The 14582-nt window shown below is 64.8% G+C and carries 16 protein-coding genes; 9 read left to right on the forward strand and 7 right to left on the reverse strand.

Translation table 11 applies throughout. From position 1 onward, the window contains the following. Positions 1-54: 54 nt before the first annotated feature. Positions 55-612: an HNH endonuclease gene (locus tag QA645_RS04605; RefSeq protein ID WP_008142962.1), complete on the reverse strand. Its 558-nt coding sequence runs from the start codon at positions 610-612 to the stop codon at positions 55-57. A 162-nt stretch (positions 613-774) separates the two neighbouring features. Between QA645_RS04605 and QA645_RS04610 the strand changes: the two genes are divergently transcribed. Further along, positions 775-1752, forward strand: a complete 978-nt coding sequence (locus QA645_RS04610; RefSeq protein WP_283048491.1) for a tripartite tricarboxylate transporter substrate-binding protein — start codon at positions 775-777, stop codon at positions 1750-1752. A gap of 5 nt (positions 1753-1757) precedes the next feature. Here the strand turns inward: QA645_RS04610 and QA645_RS04615 are convergent, their stop codons facing one another. The 4 genes from QA645_RS04615 to QA645_RS04630 all read right to left on the reverse strand — a co-directional run bounded on the left by QA645_RS04615 (position 1758) and on the right by QA645_RS04630 (position 6469). Further along, positions 1758-2735: a peptidyl-alpha-hydroxyglycine alpha-amidating lyase family protein gene (locus tag QA645_RS04615; RefSeq protein ID WP_283048493.1), complete on the reverse strand. Its 978-nt coding sequence runs from the start codon at positions 2733-2735 to the stop codon at positions 1758-1760. 58 nt (positions 2736-2793) lie between these two features. Then, positions 2794-4569, reverse strand: coding sequence for an NAD(P)/FAD-dependent oxidoreductase (locus QA645_RS04620; RefSeq protein ID WP_283048495.1), 1776 nt, complete (start codon positions 4567-4569; stop codon positions 2794-2796). 77 nt (positions 4570-4646) lie between these two features. Continuing rightward, positions 4647-5732, reverse strand: coding sequence for a DUF2855 family protein (locus tag QA645_RS04625; protein WP_283048497.1), 1086 nt, complete (start codon positions 5730-5732; stop codon positions 4647-4649). Further along, entirely contained in the window at positions 5729-6469 is a 741-nt protein-coding gene (locus tag QA645_RS04630) for a DNA-3-methyladenine glycosylase (protein WP_283048499.1), read from the reverse strand. The genes QA645_RS04625 and QA645_RS04630 overlap by 4 nt, the downstream gene beginning before the upstream one ends. A 102-nt stretch (positions 6470-6571) precedes the next feature. Between QA645_RS04630 and gluQRS the strand changes: the two genes are divergently transcribed. Beyond that, positions 6572-7444: a tRNA glutamyl-Q(34) synthetase GluQRS gene (gluQRS, locus tag QA645_RS04635; RefSeq protein ID WP_283048501.1), complete on the forward strand. Its 873-nt coding sequence runs from the start codon at positions 6572-6574 to the stop codon at positions 7442-7444. A gap of 103 nt (positions 7445-7547) precedes the next feature. After that, on the forward strand, positions 7548-8825 hold the full coding sequence (locus tag QA645_RS04640; RefSeq protein WP_283048503.1) for an ATP-binding protein: 1278 nt from the start codon (positions 7548-7550) through the stop codon (positions 8823-8825). Here QA645_RS04640 and QA645_RS04645 read toward each other — a convergent pair. Next, on the reverse strand, positions 8752-9645 hold the full coding sequence (locus QA645_RS04645) for a YihY/virulence factor BrkB family protein (protein WP_254134676.1): 894 nt from the start codon (positions 9643-9645) through the stop codon (positions 8752-8754). The genes QA645_RS04640 and QA645_RS04645 overlap by 74 nt on opposite strands. 164 nt (positions 9646-9809) lie before the next feature. Between QA645_RS04645 and QA645_RS04650 the strand changes: the two genes are divergently transcribed. From QA645_RS04650 to QA645_RS04675, 6 genes are all read left to right on the forward strand, one after another. Further along, a complete protein-coding gene (locus QA645_RS04650; RefSeq protein ID WP_254134675.1) occupies positions 9810-10004 on the forward strand; it encodes a twin transmembrane helix small protein in 195 nt (64 codons plus the stop codon). A gap of 1 nt (position 10005) precedes the next feature. Then, a complete protein-coding gene (locus QA645_RS04655; RefSeq protein ID WP_283048508.1) occupies positions 10006-10578 on the forward strand; it encodes a cob(I)yrinic acid a,c-diamide adenosyltransferase in 573 nt (190 codons plus the stop codon). Positions 10579-10719: 141 nt separating this feature from the next. Continuing rightward, positions 10720-11469, forward strand: a complete 750-nt coding sequence (locus tag QA645_RS04660) for an electron transfer flavoprotein subunit beta/FixA family protein (RefSeq protein ID WP_283048510.1) — start codon at positions 10720-10722, stop codon at positions 11467-11469. Further along, a complete protein-coding gene (locus QA645_RS04665; RefSeq protein ID WP_254134672.1) occupies positions 11469-12419 on the forward strand; it encodes an FAD-binding protein in 951 nt (316 codons plus the stop codon). Before QA645_RS04660 ends, QA645_RS04665 begins: the two co-directional genes overlap by 1 nt. A 208-nt stretch (positions 12420-12627) precedes the next feature. Further along, positions 12628-13509 (forward strand): 3-hydroxybutyryl-CoA dehydrogenase, encoded by an 882-nt coding sequence (locus QA645_RS04670; RefSeq protein WP_283048512.1) that lies wholly within the window; start codon positions 12628-12630, stop codon positions 13507-13509. Between the two features lie 193 nt (positions 13510-13702). Next, entirely contained in the window at positions 13703-13897 is a 195-nt protein-coding gene (locus QA645_RS04675; protein WP_212297328.1) for a hypothetical protein, read from the forward strand. A 6-nt stretch (positions 13898-13903) separates the two neighbouring features. Here QA645_RS04675 and QA645_RS04680 read toward each other — a convergent pair whose 3' ends face one another. After that, positions 13904-14569 carry a TlpA disulfide reductase family protein gene (locus QA645_RS04680; protein WP_254135550.1) on the reverse strand — a complete coding sequence of 222 codons (666 nt, stop codon included), beginning with the start codon at positions 14567-14569 and terminating at the stop codon, positions 13904-13906. Positions 14570-14582 lie beyond the last annotated feature (13 nt).

Raw genomic sequence — 14582 nt, forward strand, 5'->3', positions numbered from 1 at the left:
GCATCAAGCGCAAGACCAACGCCACGCAACGTGATCGGTGCGTGAGGCCGTCCGCTACGGATCCAGCTCCGTATCCCAGTAGAGATAGTCCAGCCAGCTGTCGTGCAGATAGTTCGGCGGGAACAGGCGGCCGTTGCGGTGGAGCTGGTGCACGGTCGGGGCGAACGCACTCTGGCGCGGAAACATCTTGGCTTGCGCCGGCGTGAGGTTGCCCTTGCGCAGGTTACAGGGCGAACATGCCGCAACCACGTTTTCCCAGGTGGTCTGGCCGCCTTTGCTGCGCGGGATGATGTGATCGAAGGTGAGGTCTTCCGGCGAGCCGCAATATTGGCAGGCGAAACGATCGCGCAGGAAGACGTTGAACCGGGTGAAGGCGGGGTGGGTGGTCGGCTTGACGAAGGATTTGAGCGAGACCACGCTCGGTAGCTGCATTTGCAGCGTGGGACTGTGAACCGCCTGATCGTAATGCGCTACGATGTTGACGCGATCGAGAAACACCGCCTTGATCGCGTCCTGCCACGACCACAGAGACAGTGGGTAGTAACTCAGCGGCCGAAAGTCCGCGTTGAGGACCAGCACCGGCCAACTGCCTTGCGAGACATGTGCGTTCAAGTAACGCTCCCGGCCTCCAATATACGCTGCGAAGCAGCATGTATTGACATACTACATGCAGCGTGACGGGATTGTGAAGCCCGTTGAGCGACTTATTCAGGTGCAAGCAATACGGCGGCGGGGTGGCAAACGCTCAAAAACGCCGCGATTTGGGGAGGGGCGATGCGAGGCTGGTTCGCCAAGCTGCTCGCAGCCGTGCTCGGCACGGCGCCGATTGGCTCCGCCGCGGCTGAGGATTATCCGACGCGCCCCATCACCATGATCGTGCCGTTCCCGGCCGGTGGGGCGACCGACACGTTGGCGCGGTTCCTCGGCGAGCGCTTGAACATCGTGCTGAAACAGCCGGTCGTGATCGAGAATGTCGGCGGTGCGGCCGGCTCGCTCGGTGTCGGTCGTGCGGTGCGTGCCAGCCCCGACGGCTACACGCTGTCGATCGGAACCTCGACCACGCACATGCTGACCGGCGGGCTCTATGCGCTGCCGTTCGATCTGCTGCGCGACCTCGATCCGGTGATCCTGATCGGCAGCGAGCCGCTGCTGATCGTCGGACGCAAGGATCTGCCGGCGGATGATCTCAGACAATTGATCGCGTGGCTGAAGGCCAATCCGGACAAGGCGTCGGTCGGCATCGCCGGCGTCGGCGCCACCGGTCATCTCGCCGGCATCGCGCTCCAGAAGGAGACCGGTGCGAAATTCCAATTCGTGCCCTACCGCGGCAACGGCCCCGCGATGCAGGACCTCGTCGCCGGCCAGATCGACGCGATGATCGAGCCGGCTTCGAACTTCAAGGCGCTGGTCGGCGCCGGCAGCATCAAAACCTTCGCGGTCACCAGCAAGGCGCGCTCTCCATCCTGGCCGAGCATCCCGACCGCGGATGAAGCAGGTCTGTCAGGCTACTCCGCTTCGCTGTGGTACGGCCTGTGGGTGCCGAAGGGCACGTCGAAGGACATCACCGCAAAGCTCAATGCCGCCATGGTGCAGATCCTGGCGAGCCCGCAGCTGAAGCAGCGCTTTGCCGAACTCGGCATCCAGGTCTCGCCGCTCGTGCAGCAGTCACCGGACGCGCTGCGCGCCTACCAGAAGGAGGAGGCGGACCGCTGGTGGCCGATCATCAAGGCGTCGGGGATCAAGGTGGAGTAGGGGGACTACTCCCGCACCCGTTCCAGCTTCTGCAGGCAACGCGTCGCGCGCACGACGGCCGGCATCTCCTCGTCCGGAAAGCTCGTCTTCCAGTCGGTGACGCCGACTTCGCCGACATAGATGTCACCCTTCGAATCCAGCGCGATGCCATGTGGTGCCAGAAACTTGCCGCTAGCGACACCCGGGCCGTCCTCGCCGCCGAGCCGCGCGATGCGCTTTCCAGTGGCGTCCACGATCGACAGGCGCGGACCAAGATTGGGCACCTTGCGGTTGACGGCCAGGCCGGGGCCGAGCTCGCCGATGACGAAGGTCGGGTTCTTGCCCCCGCCGCAACAGCACAGCGCGCAAGGGCGGTGCAGATTGTTCCACTGCGTCTCGTATTTGCCCTCGCCGTTGAACACCTGCACGCGATGATTCTCGCGATCGGCGACGTAGACCCAGCCATCGGCGTCGGTGGCGATGTTGTGCACGATGTTGAACTGGCCGGGATCGGTGCCGGGTTCGCCCCAGCTTTTGATGAGCTTGCCGTCGGGCGTGTATTTGTGCACGCGCGCATTGCCATAGCCGTCGGAGACGTAGATCTCGCCCTTCGGCGACAACGCGGTGTGGGTGCAGCGGTGGAACGGCTCACCGCTCATGAAGGGGGTAGGCTTCGCCGGGATGCCGATCGTCAGCAGCACCTTGCCGTCGGTCGTGCATTTGCGCACGGTGTGGTCGCCGTCATCGGTGCAGTAGAGATTATCGTCGGCGTCGATGTGCAGGCCGTGGGCACGGGAGAACAGGCCCTCGCCAAAACTGCGAAGGAAATTGCCCTCGCGGTCCAGCACGACCATCGGATGCTCACCGCGGTTGAAGACGTAGACCCGGTCCTTGCTGTCGACCGCCACGGACGCGACGTCGGTCAGCCGCCAGCCGTCCGGAAGCTTTGCGAAATTTTCGACGACACGATAGCGGTGCTCGCCGGCACCGAGAATGGCTGGCATTGGTATTCTCCTTCATTCGCTGCCGTGGGGCTACACTGTCTCCGCGTCGATGCGAGGCTCAAGCGGCGCCCACCCCACGTGGCAAAATCCCTGCCTCGATCGCCTTGATCTGCAGTGCGAGGAATTTCGAGTTGATCCGGCATTGCGCGAGGCTGCCGGCGATGAACCACAGGCCGGGCTGCCCGGTGCGCGCATACATGTTGCGCAGCTCAAAGCCGTCGCCAAAGCCCCAGACCGGGCCGACGCGGTCGGCGACCCCGTCGCCGAACAGCTTTCGCACGAGGTATTCCTGCGGCTTGTAGCCGGTCGACAGCACGATGAGATCGGCGGTGATGGCCGTGCCATCCTTCATCTGCGCGCCATCGGCCGTGAAGCTGTCGATGTCCTCGAATTGCGTCAGCTTGATCGCGCCGTCGACGATGAGGTTGGAGCAGCCGACGTTGAAATAATAGCCGCCGCCACGGGTCAGGTACTTGAACTGCCAGCCAGTGCCGGCCTCGCCGAAGTCGAGCTTGAAGCCGACCCGGCGGAGGCCGTCGAGCAGCTCCTTGTCGAGATCCTTCGACTGCTCCGTCAGCATCACATGGGTCTTCTTCGCAAGCGGCGTCGGCATCGAGGTCGCGATCAGATCGTTATCCTCGAGCGTGCCCTCATTGTAGGTCGCGTAAGCGAGCTGCGCCGACGGCTCGATGTTGGTGACCAGCGTCGGCGAACGCTGCACCAGCGTCACCGCGGCGCCGCTGGAATAGAGGTCCTGCGCGATGTCATGGCCGCTGTTGCCGGTGCCGATGACGATGGCGCGTTGGCCTTGCCAGTTCTCGCCGTCCTCATAGCGGCTCGAATGCAGCAGCGTGCCCTTGAAACGATCGAGGGTTGGAATATCAGGCACGTTGGCGATGCCGCTGACGCCGGTCCCCATCACCACATGACGCGGATGCATGGTGCGCTTGCTGCCGTCGGCGCGGCGCAACGTCACCGTCCAGCGGCCTGCGGCTTCGTCGTAGGCGCCGCCTTCGAACTCGGTGCCGGTCCAGAAGTTCAGCTCCATGGCATCGACGTATGCCTCGAACCAGTTCGCGAGCTTGTCCTTGGGGATATAGGTCGGCCAGCTCGGCGGGAACGGCATGTAGGGCATGTGATTGACCTGCACCTGGTTGTGCAGGGTGAGCGCGTGATAGCGTTTGCGCCAATTATCGCCGATGCGTGTTTCGCGATCGACGATCAGCGTATCGATCTGCAACTGCTTCAGCCGTGCGGCAATCGCCAAGCCAGCCTGACCGCCGCCGACCACCAGCACGGTGGGATCTCGGTCGGAATAGTCGCGCGAGGCGTTGCGCAGGTCGAGCCAGTTCGGCCCTCGGAAGTCGCGCGAATAGGCTTGTCCCCGCGGACGCGAGGTGCCGAGCTGCTCCTCAAAGCCCTTGAGCTCCTCGAGCGCGGTCAGCAGCGTCCACGCTTTCAGACGATCGCCGTCGGCGGTGTCGGGCACGAGCCGCACGATGCCGCTGCCGCGGCCGAGCGCGGTTTCGAAACTAAAGATCGCCTCGATATTGTTGGTGCCGGCCCGTGTCACCCAGCGTGGCGCCGCGCGGTTCGGGGCGATCTTGAAGTTGGACGGTGACGCGTTGGGCGCGCGTGCAGTCAGTTCTTGTGCGATCTCATCGCGGCCGGCGATGGTTTGCAGGTTCCAGCTCAGCGCCAACACGTCACGCCAGAAGCACGCGGCAACGAACAGGCGGTCGAGTGCAGCAGGATCGGGTCTGGCAAGCGCGCGCTCGAACCCGTCCAGCCAGGCCTGCGCGGAGACGGAAATATCCTTCGTCTTATCCAGCATGCGCGACCTCGTGCCGTCTTCGCGGCGTTTCCTCTGAGGTCGAACGCTATACTGGATCAGGCGACGTCAAAAGCGCTTTACCCGAGCAGCGAGAGCATGTGGCCCTGCTCAGGGGGAATGCGCCCCTTCAGCGTGTCGAGATAGACTTGCCGTACCGCCTCGGGCCCGCAGCTTTCGACGACACTCAGGCATCGCTCCAGCATCGGTGCGAAACCGGACCATGCTGCGCCAAAGCGCTGCTCGATGCCGCCGGGACCCCAATCCTTCGCCCGCTTGCGGATGTGGTCGGGTGCGAAGAACCAGCGCGGCTTCGCGCCGGGCAGCGCGGCTTCGTCGGCATCGGTGGCGCGATGCGTCAAACCGACGCGCACGGAGCACTTCATCTGGTCGCGGAAATGTCGGTGCAACTCGGTTCGCAGCGCGCTGCTGCCGGCCATGTCGACGAAGGCGACGGGTACATCGGGCGCCAGTGCACTGACGCGATCATAGGTGATGACCTCGTCATAGCAAGGAAGCGAGCCGACGAAGGCGGCGTTGCCGGCCGAAGTCAGCCCGATCACCTTGCGGCCGCGGCTATGCAGGAGATGCGCAAGCCCGAACGCGGTCTTGCTGGAGGCGCTGGAGAGCAGCACGCTGCTCGCGCCAAAGTCGTCGTTCTCGGCGAGGAAGTCGTCGACAAGGAACGACAGCATGAACAGCGGCCGCAGCAGCGCCTGAAGATCGCCCCGATGTCCCGCAAAGGCGGGGTCGTCGGTGACACGGGAATAGAGATTGTAGACGGGCGAGACCTGCTTGCGATGCTCGGCGCCGTCACGAAGAGCGCGCTTGCTGACGTCGGCGGCCTCGATGACGAGATGGGTCGCCATCGGGAAATAGCCGAACAGCCGCTCGCCGACCGCGACGCCGGGATGTTTCGAGGCGATCACCTCGCCAAAGCCCCACACCGGGATGTTGCCGAAGCCCTGTGGGGCCGGAAAGATTTGCCAGTATTTCAGCTCGTCGCCCATCACGGCATAGGTGATGTTGTTGGCGGTGAAGGCGAAGCGCTCGACTTTCACCAAAAGCGCATCGGCCGGGAGTGTGGTTGCATCCGGAATGGTGGTCCCGATCAGCTTGCATTGTCCGAGATCGTTGCGCGCAACGATGAAGTCGGTCGATGTCATGGCGAGGGTCCCGGCTTTTTCCGTGCCGGGATCTTCTCTTTCACCCGCGGGCGCTTTGCAACAGCAACATTGTTTGAAACGGCGTTTACTTCGCCAGCGATGACACCCTCGCGCTTCTTCACCGCGCGATAATAGCTCCACCACAGATGCGCGGCAGCACCACGCAACGGACGCCAGGGCTCGGCGATCGGTGCCATCTGCTTTTCCGTCGGCCGTGCCGAAAGGCCGAGGCCAATCTTGATGCCCTCTTGCACGGCGATATCGCCGGCCGGCCAGGCATCGCCGTGACCGAGGCAGAACAGCAGATAAACATCGGCTGTCCACGGCCCGATGCCCGGCAGTGCAATCAGCGTGTGGTGCGCAGCCTCGGCATCCTCCTCCGCGAGCACGTCGAGGTTCAGCCGCTGCGCGGTGAGCTCACGCGCGAGATGTTTCAGCGTCTTGATCTTGGCGGCCGACAGGCCGAGCCGTCCCAGCCGGTCGGTGCGGGCGCGGCGCACGGCCTCGTGGTCGAATGGATCGAAGGCCGCGGACAACCGCCCCCAGATCGCAGCCGCGCTCGCGGTCGAAAGCTGCTGTCCGCAGACGATATGGGCGAGCCCGGCAAACCCCGGCTCACGCCGCCGCAATGCCGGCATGCCCGCGACCGCGAGCACGGGTTTGAGCCGCGGATCGCGCTTGACCAGCGCGTGGACGGCCTCTTCGAGATCGGACTGGGTTTCGAGGTGGATTGTCATGATGGCTCTACTTGTCATGCACAGGCTTGACCCACGCATCCATCTCCTATCGTAACAGAGTCTTTGTCATACAGAGTCTTGGCCATGACGAGATCTTGCCACATGCCGCCACCCGTTTTCCGATTTGCCCCCAGCCCGAACGGCTATCTGCATCTTGGCCACGCCTACTCGGCGCTGCTCAATTTCGATCGCGCGCGCAAAACCGGCGGGCGGCTGTTGCTGCGGATCGAGGACATCGACGCGACGCGTTGCCGGCCGGAGTTCGAGACGGCGATCTACGAAGACCTCGCCTGGCTGGGGATCGGCTGGGAGATGCCGGTGCGGCGGCAGTCGGAGCATCTCGCCGAATACCGCGCTGCGCTGGAGAAGCTCTCTGCGCTCGGCCTCGTCTATCCCGCCTTCGAAAGCCGTGCCGAGATCGCAAAGCTTGTGGCTGCGCGCGAGGCCGGTGGACCATGGCCGCGCGATCCCGATGGCGCGCCGCTCCATCCCGGCGAGGCGAAAGCGCTGGCGGCCGACGAGCGGTCGCGTCTGATCGATACCGGCGCGCCTTATGCGCTGCGGCTCGACATGACCGCCGCCAGCCGGCGCGTCACCGGCCTGAGTTGGAACGAGTTGGGCGAGGGCCCTGATGGCGAGCGCGGCACGGTCGCCGCGCGGCCCGAGGCGTGGGGCGACGTGATCCTGGCCCGCAAGGAGACCCCGACCAGCTACCATCTGTCCGTGGTGGTCGACGACGCGCTTCAGGGCGTGACCGAGATCGTGCGCGGCCAGGATCTGTTTCACGCCACCTCGGTCCACCGCCTGCTCCAGGCCTTGCTCGGCCTGCCGGAGCCCGCCTATCGCCACCACGCCCTGATTCGCGGCGCCGATGGGCGGAAGCTGTCGAAATCGGACCGCTCGACCGGCCTGCGGGAGTTGCGCGCTGCAGGTCACTCGCCTGCCGATATCCGCAGGTCCGTGGGATTAGGCTAAGTTTCTCTGGGGGTTAGCAAAACGCCGCCGTGACTCCGGGGGTTCCGCCGTGCGATGCTGAGCCGATAGCCCGGGGTTCGAAGGGATACTTCGAAGGGGATTTATGGCGGCGAAAACGCGCTCAGCGCGCACCACGCGAAAGTCCAGGCAACCGCCTCGGAAGCGGTCCGGGGCAGCCGGGAGGTTGCGCGAGCGCGGCACCAAGGCCGTTGCCCCTGACGTGATCCAGGCGGCGCTTGCAGCCTTTGCCCACGAGGTCCGCACCCCCCTGACCGGCATTCTCGCGATCAGCGATCTGCTGTCGACCTCCGATCTCGGCGAGCGGGAGCGGCGCTGGGCCGACACCATCAAAGCCGGTGCCGAGCATCTGGCGAACCTTGCCACGCTGTTCGTCGATGCCGCCAAGACCGGCAAGGGTGCGGGCGGCAGCACGTTGCGGCAGGATCTGTTCGATCTGCGGGCGCTCGCCCGCAGCACCGGCGATTCGCTGGCCGGCCGCGCTGCCGCCAAGGGGCTCCAGGCCGAGGTCGAGATCTCCGACAAGCTGGCGGGCCTCGTGGTCGGCGATCCCGTCCGCCTGCGCGCCGCGCTCGAGAACCTGATCGACAATGCGGTGAAATTCACCGACCAGGGCGGCGTAGCGATGTCGGCTATGCCCTGGCGTCCCGCCAAGGACAAAGCAAGCGGCAAAGCCAGGGATAAGGACAAGCGCCGGGTCGGCGTCGCCTTCTCGGTGTCCGACAGCGGCATCGGCCTGACCATGGCCGAGATCAAGCGGCTGTTCCGCCCGTTCAGCCAGGCCAATGTCACCATCGCCTCGCGCTTCGGCGGCGCCGGGCTCGGTCTGTCTTCGGTGAAGCAACTGGCGCGCGCGATGGGCGGCGACATCGTGGTTGCGCCGCGGCGCGGCGGTGGCGCCACCTTCACGCTGACCGTCTCTCTCGATGCGGCGGGGCCGGCGAAATCCCGCAAGCCGGGCCGCGGCGAGGCGGATGCGCTGGCGGCGCTGCGCGTGCTGAGCGTCGAAGATAATCCATTTGGCCGTGTCGTGCTCAACACCATTCTGACCGAGCTCGGCCATCATGCCGAGTTCATCGGGCGCGGCGAGGACGCCGTGAACCGGCTCGCGCAAGGCGGCTTCGATGCGGTGTTGATGGACATGGTGTTGCCGGGCATCGACGGCGTCGAGGCGATCCGGCGGATCCGCACAATGCAGGCGCCGCTGGCTCGGATCCCGATCATCGGCGTGTCCGGCCGCGGCGAGGACGAGGCGGCGTCGCGCGAGGCCGGCGCCGACGCCTTCCTGGTCAAGCCTGTGTCCCCGCGGGCCTTAGCGACTGCGCTGCTTGAAGCGAAACGCCGTGAGGAAGTCGCGACTTGATGATCGCGGCGTTGAGCTCGCCGCCGAACACGAAGATCGCGGCGATGAAATACAGAAACACCAGCGCGATGATCACCGAGGCCAAGCCCGCATACATCGTCACGTAATTGTTGGCGAAGCGCGCCAGGTATTGTCCGAACACGATGCCCGAGATCAGCGAGGCCACGATGGTGAAGACGATGCCGGGCAGGATCTGGAAGAAGCTGCGCCGTCCTGCCGGCAGCCAGGCGTGCAGGATAAGCAGCGCCACCACCAGCGCGCCGATGGTGATGCCGTAGCGCAGCCAGGTGAGGATGCTCTCGTTGGATTCGACGAACAGCGGAATATGGCGCCGCGCCGCCTCGATGAAGAGCGGGCCGAGCACGATCAGGAACGCCATGGCGAGCGCGGTGAAGGCCGCGACCAGCGTGTAGCCGATCGATTCCAGCCGCAGCCAGTACCAGCGCCGCATCTCGACCACCGCGTAGGCGCGGTTCAGCGCCACCCGCAGCGCCTCGACGCCGTTGGACGCGAAATAGACCGACAGCACCGCGCCGATCGTCAGCACGCCGGTGCGGGTGGTGGTCAGCACGTCGTGGATCTCGCCGGACAGTGAATCCGCCACCTGCTTCGGCCAGACCTCGAGCATCAGCCCGGCCGCCTGGTCGGCGAGCTCCTTGGAGCCGAAGAAGCCGGCCAGCGAGGTCAGCACGATGAGGAACGGGAACAGCGCCATCAGCGTCGACAGCGCAATGTGGCTCGAGATCGCCCAGCCGTCGTCGGCCAGGAACGTGTAGAAGGCGTCCTCAACGACGATATAGACGGTGCGTATGACCTTCACAGCCTGCCCCGTAATGCTCCCTCTCCCCACAAGGCTGGAGAGGCGAAGACGGCGGGCCATGCGCGCAAATCGGAAATCATCCAGCCAGCTTCTGATATTATTGGCCTAAAAGCCAGATTGGGAACGCCATGGCGGAGCGCCGCACACGGTGTTATCACCCCCAAATGGCATCTCTCCTGAGTACTTTCATCCTGCCGGTGGCAGCCGGCGCCGTGGCGATCGTGCTGCTGCTCGGTCTCGTCAACATGATGCGCGGCGGCTCGCCCAACACCTCGCAGAAGCTGATGCGCCTGCGTGTTCTCCTGCAGTTCGTCGCGATCGTCATCGCGATGATCGCGGTCTGGGCGATGGGGCGCTAACATGGTCGTGCTCAACCGCATCTATACGAAGACCGGTGACGACGGCACGACAGCGCTCGGAACCGGCGAGCGTCGTCCGAAATATGATCTGCGCATCGCGGCCTACGGTACGGTCGACGAGACCAATGCCGCGATCGGCGTGGTGCGCCTTCACACCAGCGATGCGCCGGAGCTCGATGCGATGCTCGGCCGCATTCAGAACGATCTGTTCGATCTCGGCGCCGATCTCGCGGTGCCCGAACGCGAGGGTAAGGCGGAACGGCTGCGGGTGGTGGCCAGCCAGGTCGAGCGGCTCGAGCACGACATCGACGCGCTCAACGACAAGCTCGCACCGCTCACGTCCTTCGTGCTGCCGGGCGGCACGCCGGCCGCCGCCTGCCTCCATGTCGCCCGCACGATTTGCCGCAGGGCGGAACGTGTGATGGTGGAACTGGCGGCCCAGCCCGGAGAGGCGGTCGGTGCCGCTGGCATCCAATATATGAACCGCCTGTCGGACTTCCTGTTCGTGGCCAGCCGCGCCGCTAACCATAATGGCGCCGGCGACGTGCTCTGGGTTCCGGGCCAGAACCGCTGACCCCGAAGTCACTGACCCATTGAGCCGCGCATTTCTAAGGTCTAAAATTTGGCCCTGTCGCGCGTTGACCGGGCCGGATCAGGCCTTTAGGTTCCGCGCCAGTTGAATAACCCCCCTCCTAAATTGAGTGAAAGAGGATCGATGAAGGTCTTAGTGCCGGTAAAGCGGGTGGTCGATTACAACGTCAAGGTCCGCGTCAAGGGCGATGGATCGGGCGTTGAACTCGCCAACGTGAAGATGTCGATGAACCCCTTCGACGAAATCGCGGTCGAGGAAGCGCTGCGCCTGAAGGAAGCCGGCAAGGCGACCGAAGTCGTGGTGGTCTCCATCGGACCGGCGCAGGCATCGGAGACGATCCGCACCGGTCTCGCCATGGGCGCCGATCGCGGCATCCTGGTGAAGGCCGAGGGCACCGTCGAGCCGCTCGCCGTCGCCAAGATCCTGAAGAAGGTCGCTGAAGAAGAGCAGCCCGGCCTGATCATTCTCGGCAAGCAGGCGATCGACGACGACAGCAATCAGACCGGCCAGATGCTGGCCGCGCTGCTCGGCTGGTCGCAGGCGACCTTCGCCTCGAAGCTCGAGGTCGAAGGCGCCGACTTCAAGGTCACCCGCGAGATCGACGGCGGCCTGCAGACCGTCAAGCTGAAGGGACCGGCGATCGTCACCACCGATCTCCGTCTCAACGAGCCGCGCTATGCCTCGCTGCCCAACATCATGAAGGCCAAGAAGAAGCCGATCGCGGAGAAGGCCGTCGCCGATTACGGCGTCGACGTCACCGCGCGCCTCGAAGTTCTGAAGACGGCTGAGCCCGCGGGCCGCAAGGCCGGCGTCAAGGTCAAGGACGTCGCCGAGCTGGTGTCGAAGCTCAAGAACGAAGCCGGGGTGCTCTGATGACGACGTTGCTGATTGCTGAACACGAACACGAAGTCCTCAAGGACTCCACCAACAAGGCGCTCACTGCGGCTTCCCAGCTCGGCGGCGACGTCCACGTGCTGGTCGCAGGCGGCGGGCAGGGCACCAAGGCTGCGGCCGAGGCGGCCTCGAAGCTCGCCGGTGTCGCCAAGGTGCTGGTCGCCGAAGGCGAGCCCTACGCGCACGATCTCGCCGAGCCGCTGGCCGCGCTGGTCGTCTCGCTGGCCCCGTCCTACGACGCGATCGTCGCGCCCGCGACCTCGCGCTTCAAGAACGTGATGCCGCGCGTCGCAGCGCTGCTCGACGTCATGCAGGTCTCGGAGATCATCAAGGTCGTCGCCCCCGACACCTATGAGCGTCCGATCTATGCCGGCAACGCCATCCAGACGGTGAAGTCGAAGGATGCCAAGAAGGTCATCACGGTCCGTACCTCGACCTTCCAGGCGGCAGCTGCCGGCGGCAGCGCGCCGGTCGAGAGCGTCGCGGCAGTGGCCGATCCCGGCCTGTCGTCCTTCGTCGGCGAGGAAGTCGCCAAGAGCGACCGTCCCGAGCTGACCTCGGCCAAGATCATCGTCTCCGGTGGCCGCGCCATGCAGAGCCGCGAGAACTTTGCCAAGTACATCGAGCCGCTCGCCGACAAGCTCGGCGCCGGTGTCGGTGCCTCGCGCGCGGCGGTGGACGCCGGCTATGCGCCGAACGACTGGCAGGTCGGCCAGACCGGCAAGGTCGTGGCCCCCGAGCTCTACGTCGCGGTTGGCATTTCCGGCGCGATCCAGCATCTGGCCGGCATGAAGGACTCCAAGGTGATCGTCGCGATCAACAAGGACGAGGACGCGCCGATCTTCCAGGTCGCCGATTACGGCCTGGTCGCCGACCTCTACCAGGCGGTTCCGGAGCTGACGGCCGAACTCGGCAAGCTCGGCAAGTAAAACGCGTTAAAAACACCGGCCGGAGGCATAAACTCCGGCCGGTGTCGCATTTCTGAGGCGTTTTCTTTGGCGTGGGGCACGCCTTCGAAGCGATCCAATCTAGGTTTCGAGCCAGGATTCTGATCTAATCGAGCTTCTGATCAATCAGACCTCCCGGCTCAGGGGATAGGCAGGGCGCGATATGCGCGCCGTTCCGGTGGATGACATTATGGCGGCAGTAATCAAGAAGGTCGGCGTGATCGGCGCGGGTCAGATGGGCAATGGCATCGCCCACGTCGCGGCCTTGGCCGGCTTTGACGTGGTGCTCAACGACATCTCGGCCGACCGCCTCAAGTCGGGCATGGCGACCATCAACGGAAATCTGGCGCGTCAGGTCTCCAAGAAGGGCGTGACCGAGGACGACAAGGCCAAGGCGATCGCCCGTATCAAGCTGGCCGAAAAGCTCGACGACCTCGCCGATTGCGATCTCGTGATCGAGACCGCTGTCGAGAAGGAGGAGGTCAAGCGCAAGATCTTCCACGACCTCTGCGCGATCCTGAAGCCGGAGGCGATCGTCGCCTCCGATACGTCCTCGATCTCGATCACCCGGCTCGCCGCCGCCACCGACCGGCCCGAGCGCTTCATCGGCATTCACTTCATGAATCCGGTGCCGCTGATGGAGCTGGTGGAGCTGATCCGCGGCATCGCCACCGACGATTCGACCTTCGAGGCCTCCAAGGAATTCGTCGCCAAGCTCGGCAAGCAGGTCGCCGTCTCCGAGGATTTTCCGGCTTTCATCGTCAACCGCATCCTGTTGCCGATGATCAACGAGGCGATCTACACGTTGTACGAAGGCGTCGGCAACGTCGAGGCGATCGACGCGGCGATGAAGCTCGGCGCCCACCACCCGATGGGCCCGCTGGAGCTCGCCGATTTCATCGGTCTCGATACCTGTCTGTCGATCATGCAGGTGCTGCATGAGGGGCTGGCCGATTCCAAGTATCGCCCGTGCCCGCTGCTGGTGAAATATGTCGAGGCCGGTTGGCTCGGCCGCAAGACCCAGCGCGGCTTCTACGACTACCGCGGCGCCAAGCCGGTTCCGACGCGATAAGTCGGTCTCGGTGCCGTAGGGTGGGCAAAGCGCAGCGTGCCCACGCATTTTTTGTAACCAGAGAGCTCGTGGGCACGGCGCGAACGCGCCTTTGCCCACCCTAAGGCACCTCCGCCGTGGCTCTGCCGTGTATCAATTCATGTCGCGTTAACCCATCCGCCCTAGTGTCCGGCGCGGTACGAGGGTTTTGCGTATGGACATGATGGCGATGGTCAGCACCATGCTGGCCTCTCAGCAGGGCGCGCTGCAGTCGAATATCGCGGCGACGCTGACGAAGCAGAACATGGACATGGAGAAATCCACCGTCCTGACGCTGATGGGCGCCGGTCAGCCCTCCCTTGCCAATGTCGGCCCCGGCGTCGGCGGCAACCTCAACGTCACCGCCTGAACTTTCCTAAAGCGACGCAGCGGCCGGCCCGAGCGCGGCCCGGATCAGCTTCAGCGCGTCGTCGCTGGCCCATTCGGCCGGTCCCGCGATCGTCGCGATCTCGCAGCCCTGTGGATCGACCAGTACCGAGGTCGGCATGCCGAGGGCCCGGCCTATCGCCTTAAGATCCTGGAAAACCTTGGCTTTCTGGTCGGTGAAATAGCCAAGCCTGGTCAAATTGGCGTCTTTCAGGAAGTTTTTGGGCTTCTCGGGGTCGCGGGTATCGATATTGATCGCGACCACCTCGAAATTCGGGCCTGACAGCTTGGTCTGGAGCTGGTCCAGCGCCGGCATCTCTTTTCGACACGGCACGCACCAGGTCGCCCAGAGGTTGACCAGCAGGGTCTTGCCACGGAAATCCGAGAGCTTCCTCGGCTTGCCGTCGGCATCCTCGAAAGCTAGGTCGGGCAGCTTCAGGGGGGCGCTCGCCATGGTCAGTGCCGCCACCTCGCCATGGGCGAGCGGAGCAATCTTTTGGGCCGTCGCCACCGCCGCCCGGCAGGCCGGATCGCCCGACGGGGCCCGGCTCAGGCCGAGCCCATACAGCGCGGCGAAGCCGGCCAGTCCGCCGACCACCACGGTGGCGATGACAATGGGGATCCGGCGCGTGGCGGAGGGCTTCTTGTCGAGCATATCGTTTGTCATC

Origin of the sequence: Bradyrhizobium sp. CIAT3101, assembly GCF_029714945.1 — a bacterium.
Lineage (GTDB): Bacteria > Pseudomonadota > Alphaproteobacteria > Rhizobiales > Xanthobacteraceae > Bradyrhizobium.

Bases quoted from the DNA above. Each gene is read 5' to 3' on its own strand.
- QA645_RS04680 (WP_254135550.1), bottom strand. From the start codon at position 14,569: ATGCTCGACAAGAAGCCCTCCGCCACGCGCCGGATCCCCATTGTCATC.
- QA645_RS04650 (WP_254134675.1), top strand. From the start codon at position 9,810: ATGGCATCTCTCCTGAGTACTTTCATCCTGCCGGTGGCAGCCGGCGCC.
- QA645_RS04670 (WP_283048512.1), top strand. From the start codon at position 12,628: ATGGCGGCAGTAATCAAGAAGGTCGGCGTGATCGGCGCGGGTCAGATG.
- QA645_RS04615 (WP_283048493.1), bottom strand. From the start codon at position 2,735: ATGCCAGCCATTCTCGGTGCCGGCGAGCACCGCTATCGTGTCGTCGAA.
- QA645_RS04665 (WP_254134672.1), top strand. From the start codon at position 11,469: ATGACGACGTTGCTGATTGCTGAACACGAACACGAAGTCCTCAAGGAC.
- QA645_RS04660 (WP_283048510.1), top strand. From the start codon at position 10,720: ATGAAGGTCTTAGTGCCGGTAAAGCGGGTGGTCGATTACAACGTCAAG.
- QA645_RS04610 (WP_283048491.1), top strand. From the start codon at position 775: ATGCGAGGCTGGTTCGCCAAGCTGCTCGCAGCCGTGCTCGGCACGGCG.
- QA645_RS04655 (WP_283048508.1), top strand. From the start codon at position 10,006: ATGGTCGTGCTCAACCGCATCTATACGAAGACCGGTGACGACGGCACG.
- QA645_RS04620 (WP_283048495.1), bottom strand. From the start codon at position 4,569: ATGCTGGATAAGACGAAGGATATTTCCGTCTCCGCGCAGGCCTGGCTG.
- gluQRS (WP_283048501.1), top strand. From the start codon at position 6,572: ATGCCGCCACCCGTTTTCCGATTTGCCCCCAGCCCGAACGGCTATCTG.
- QA645_RS04675 (WP_212297328.1), top strand. From the start codon at position 13,703: ATGGACATGATGGCGATGGTCAGCACCATGCTGGCCTCTCAGCAGGGC.
- QA645_RS04625 (WP_283048497.1), bottom strand. From the start codon at position 5,732: ATGACATCGACCGACTTCATCGTTGCGCGCAACGATCTCGGACAATGC.
- QA645_RS04630 (WP_283048499.1), bottom strand. From the start codon at position 6,469: ATGACAATCCACCTCGAAACCCAGTCCGATCTCGAAGAGGCCGTCCAC.
- QA645_RS04640 (WP_283048503.1), top strand. From the start codon at position 7,548: ATGGCGGCGAAAACGCGCTCAGCGCGCACCACGCGAAAGTCCAGGCAA.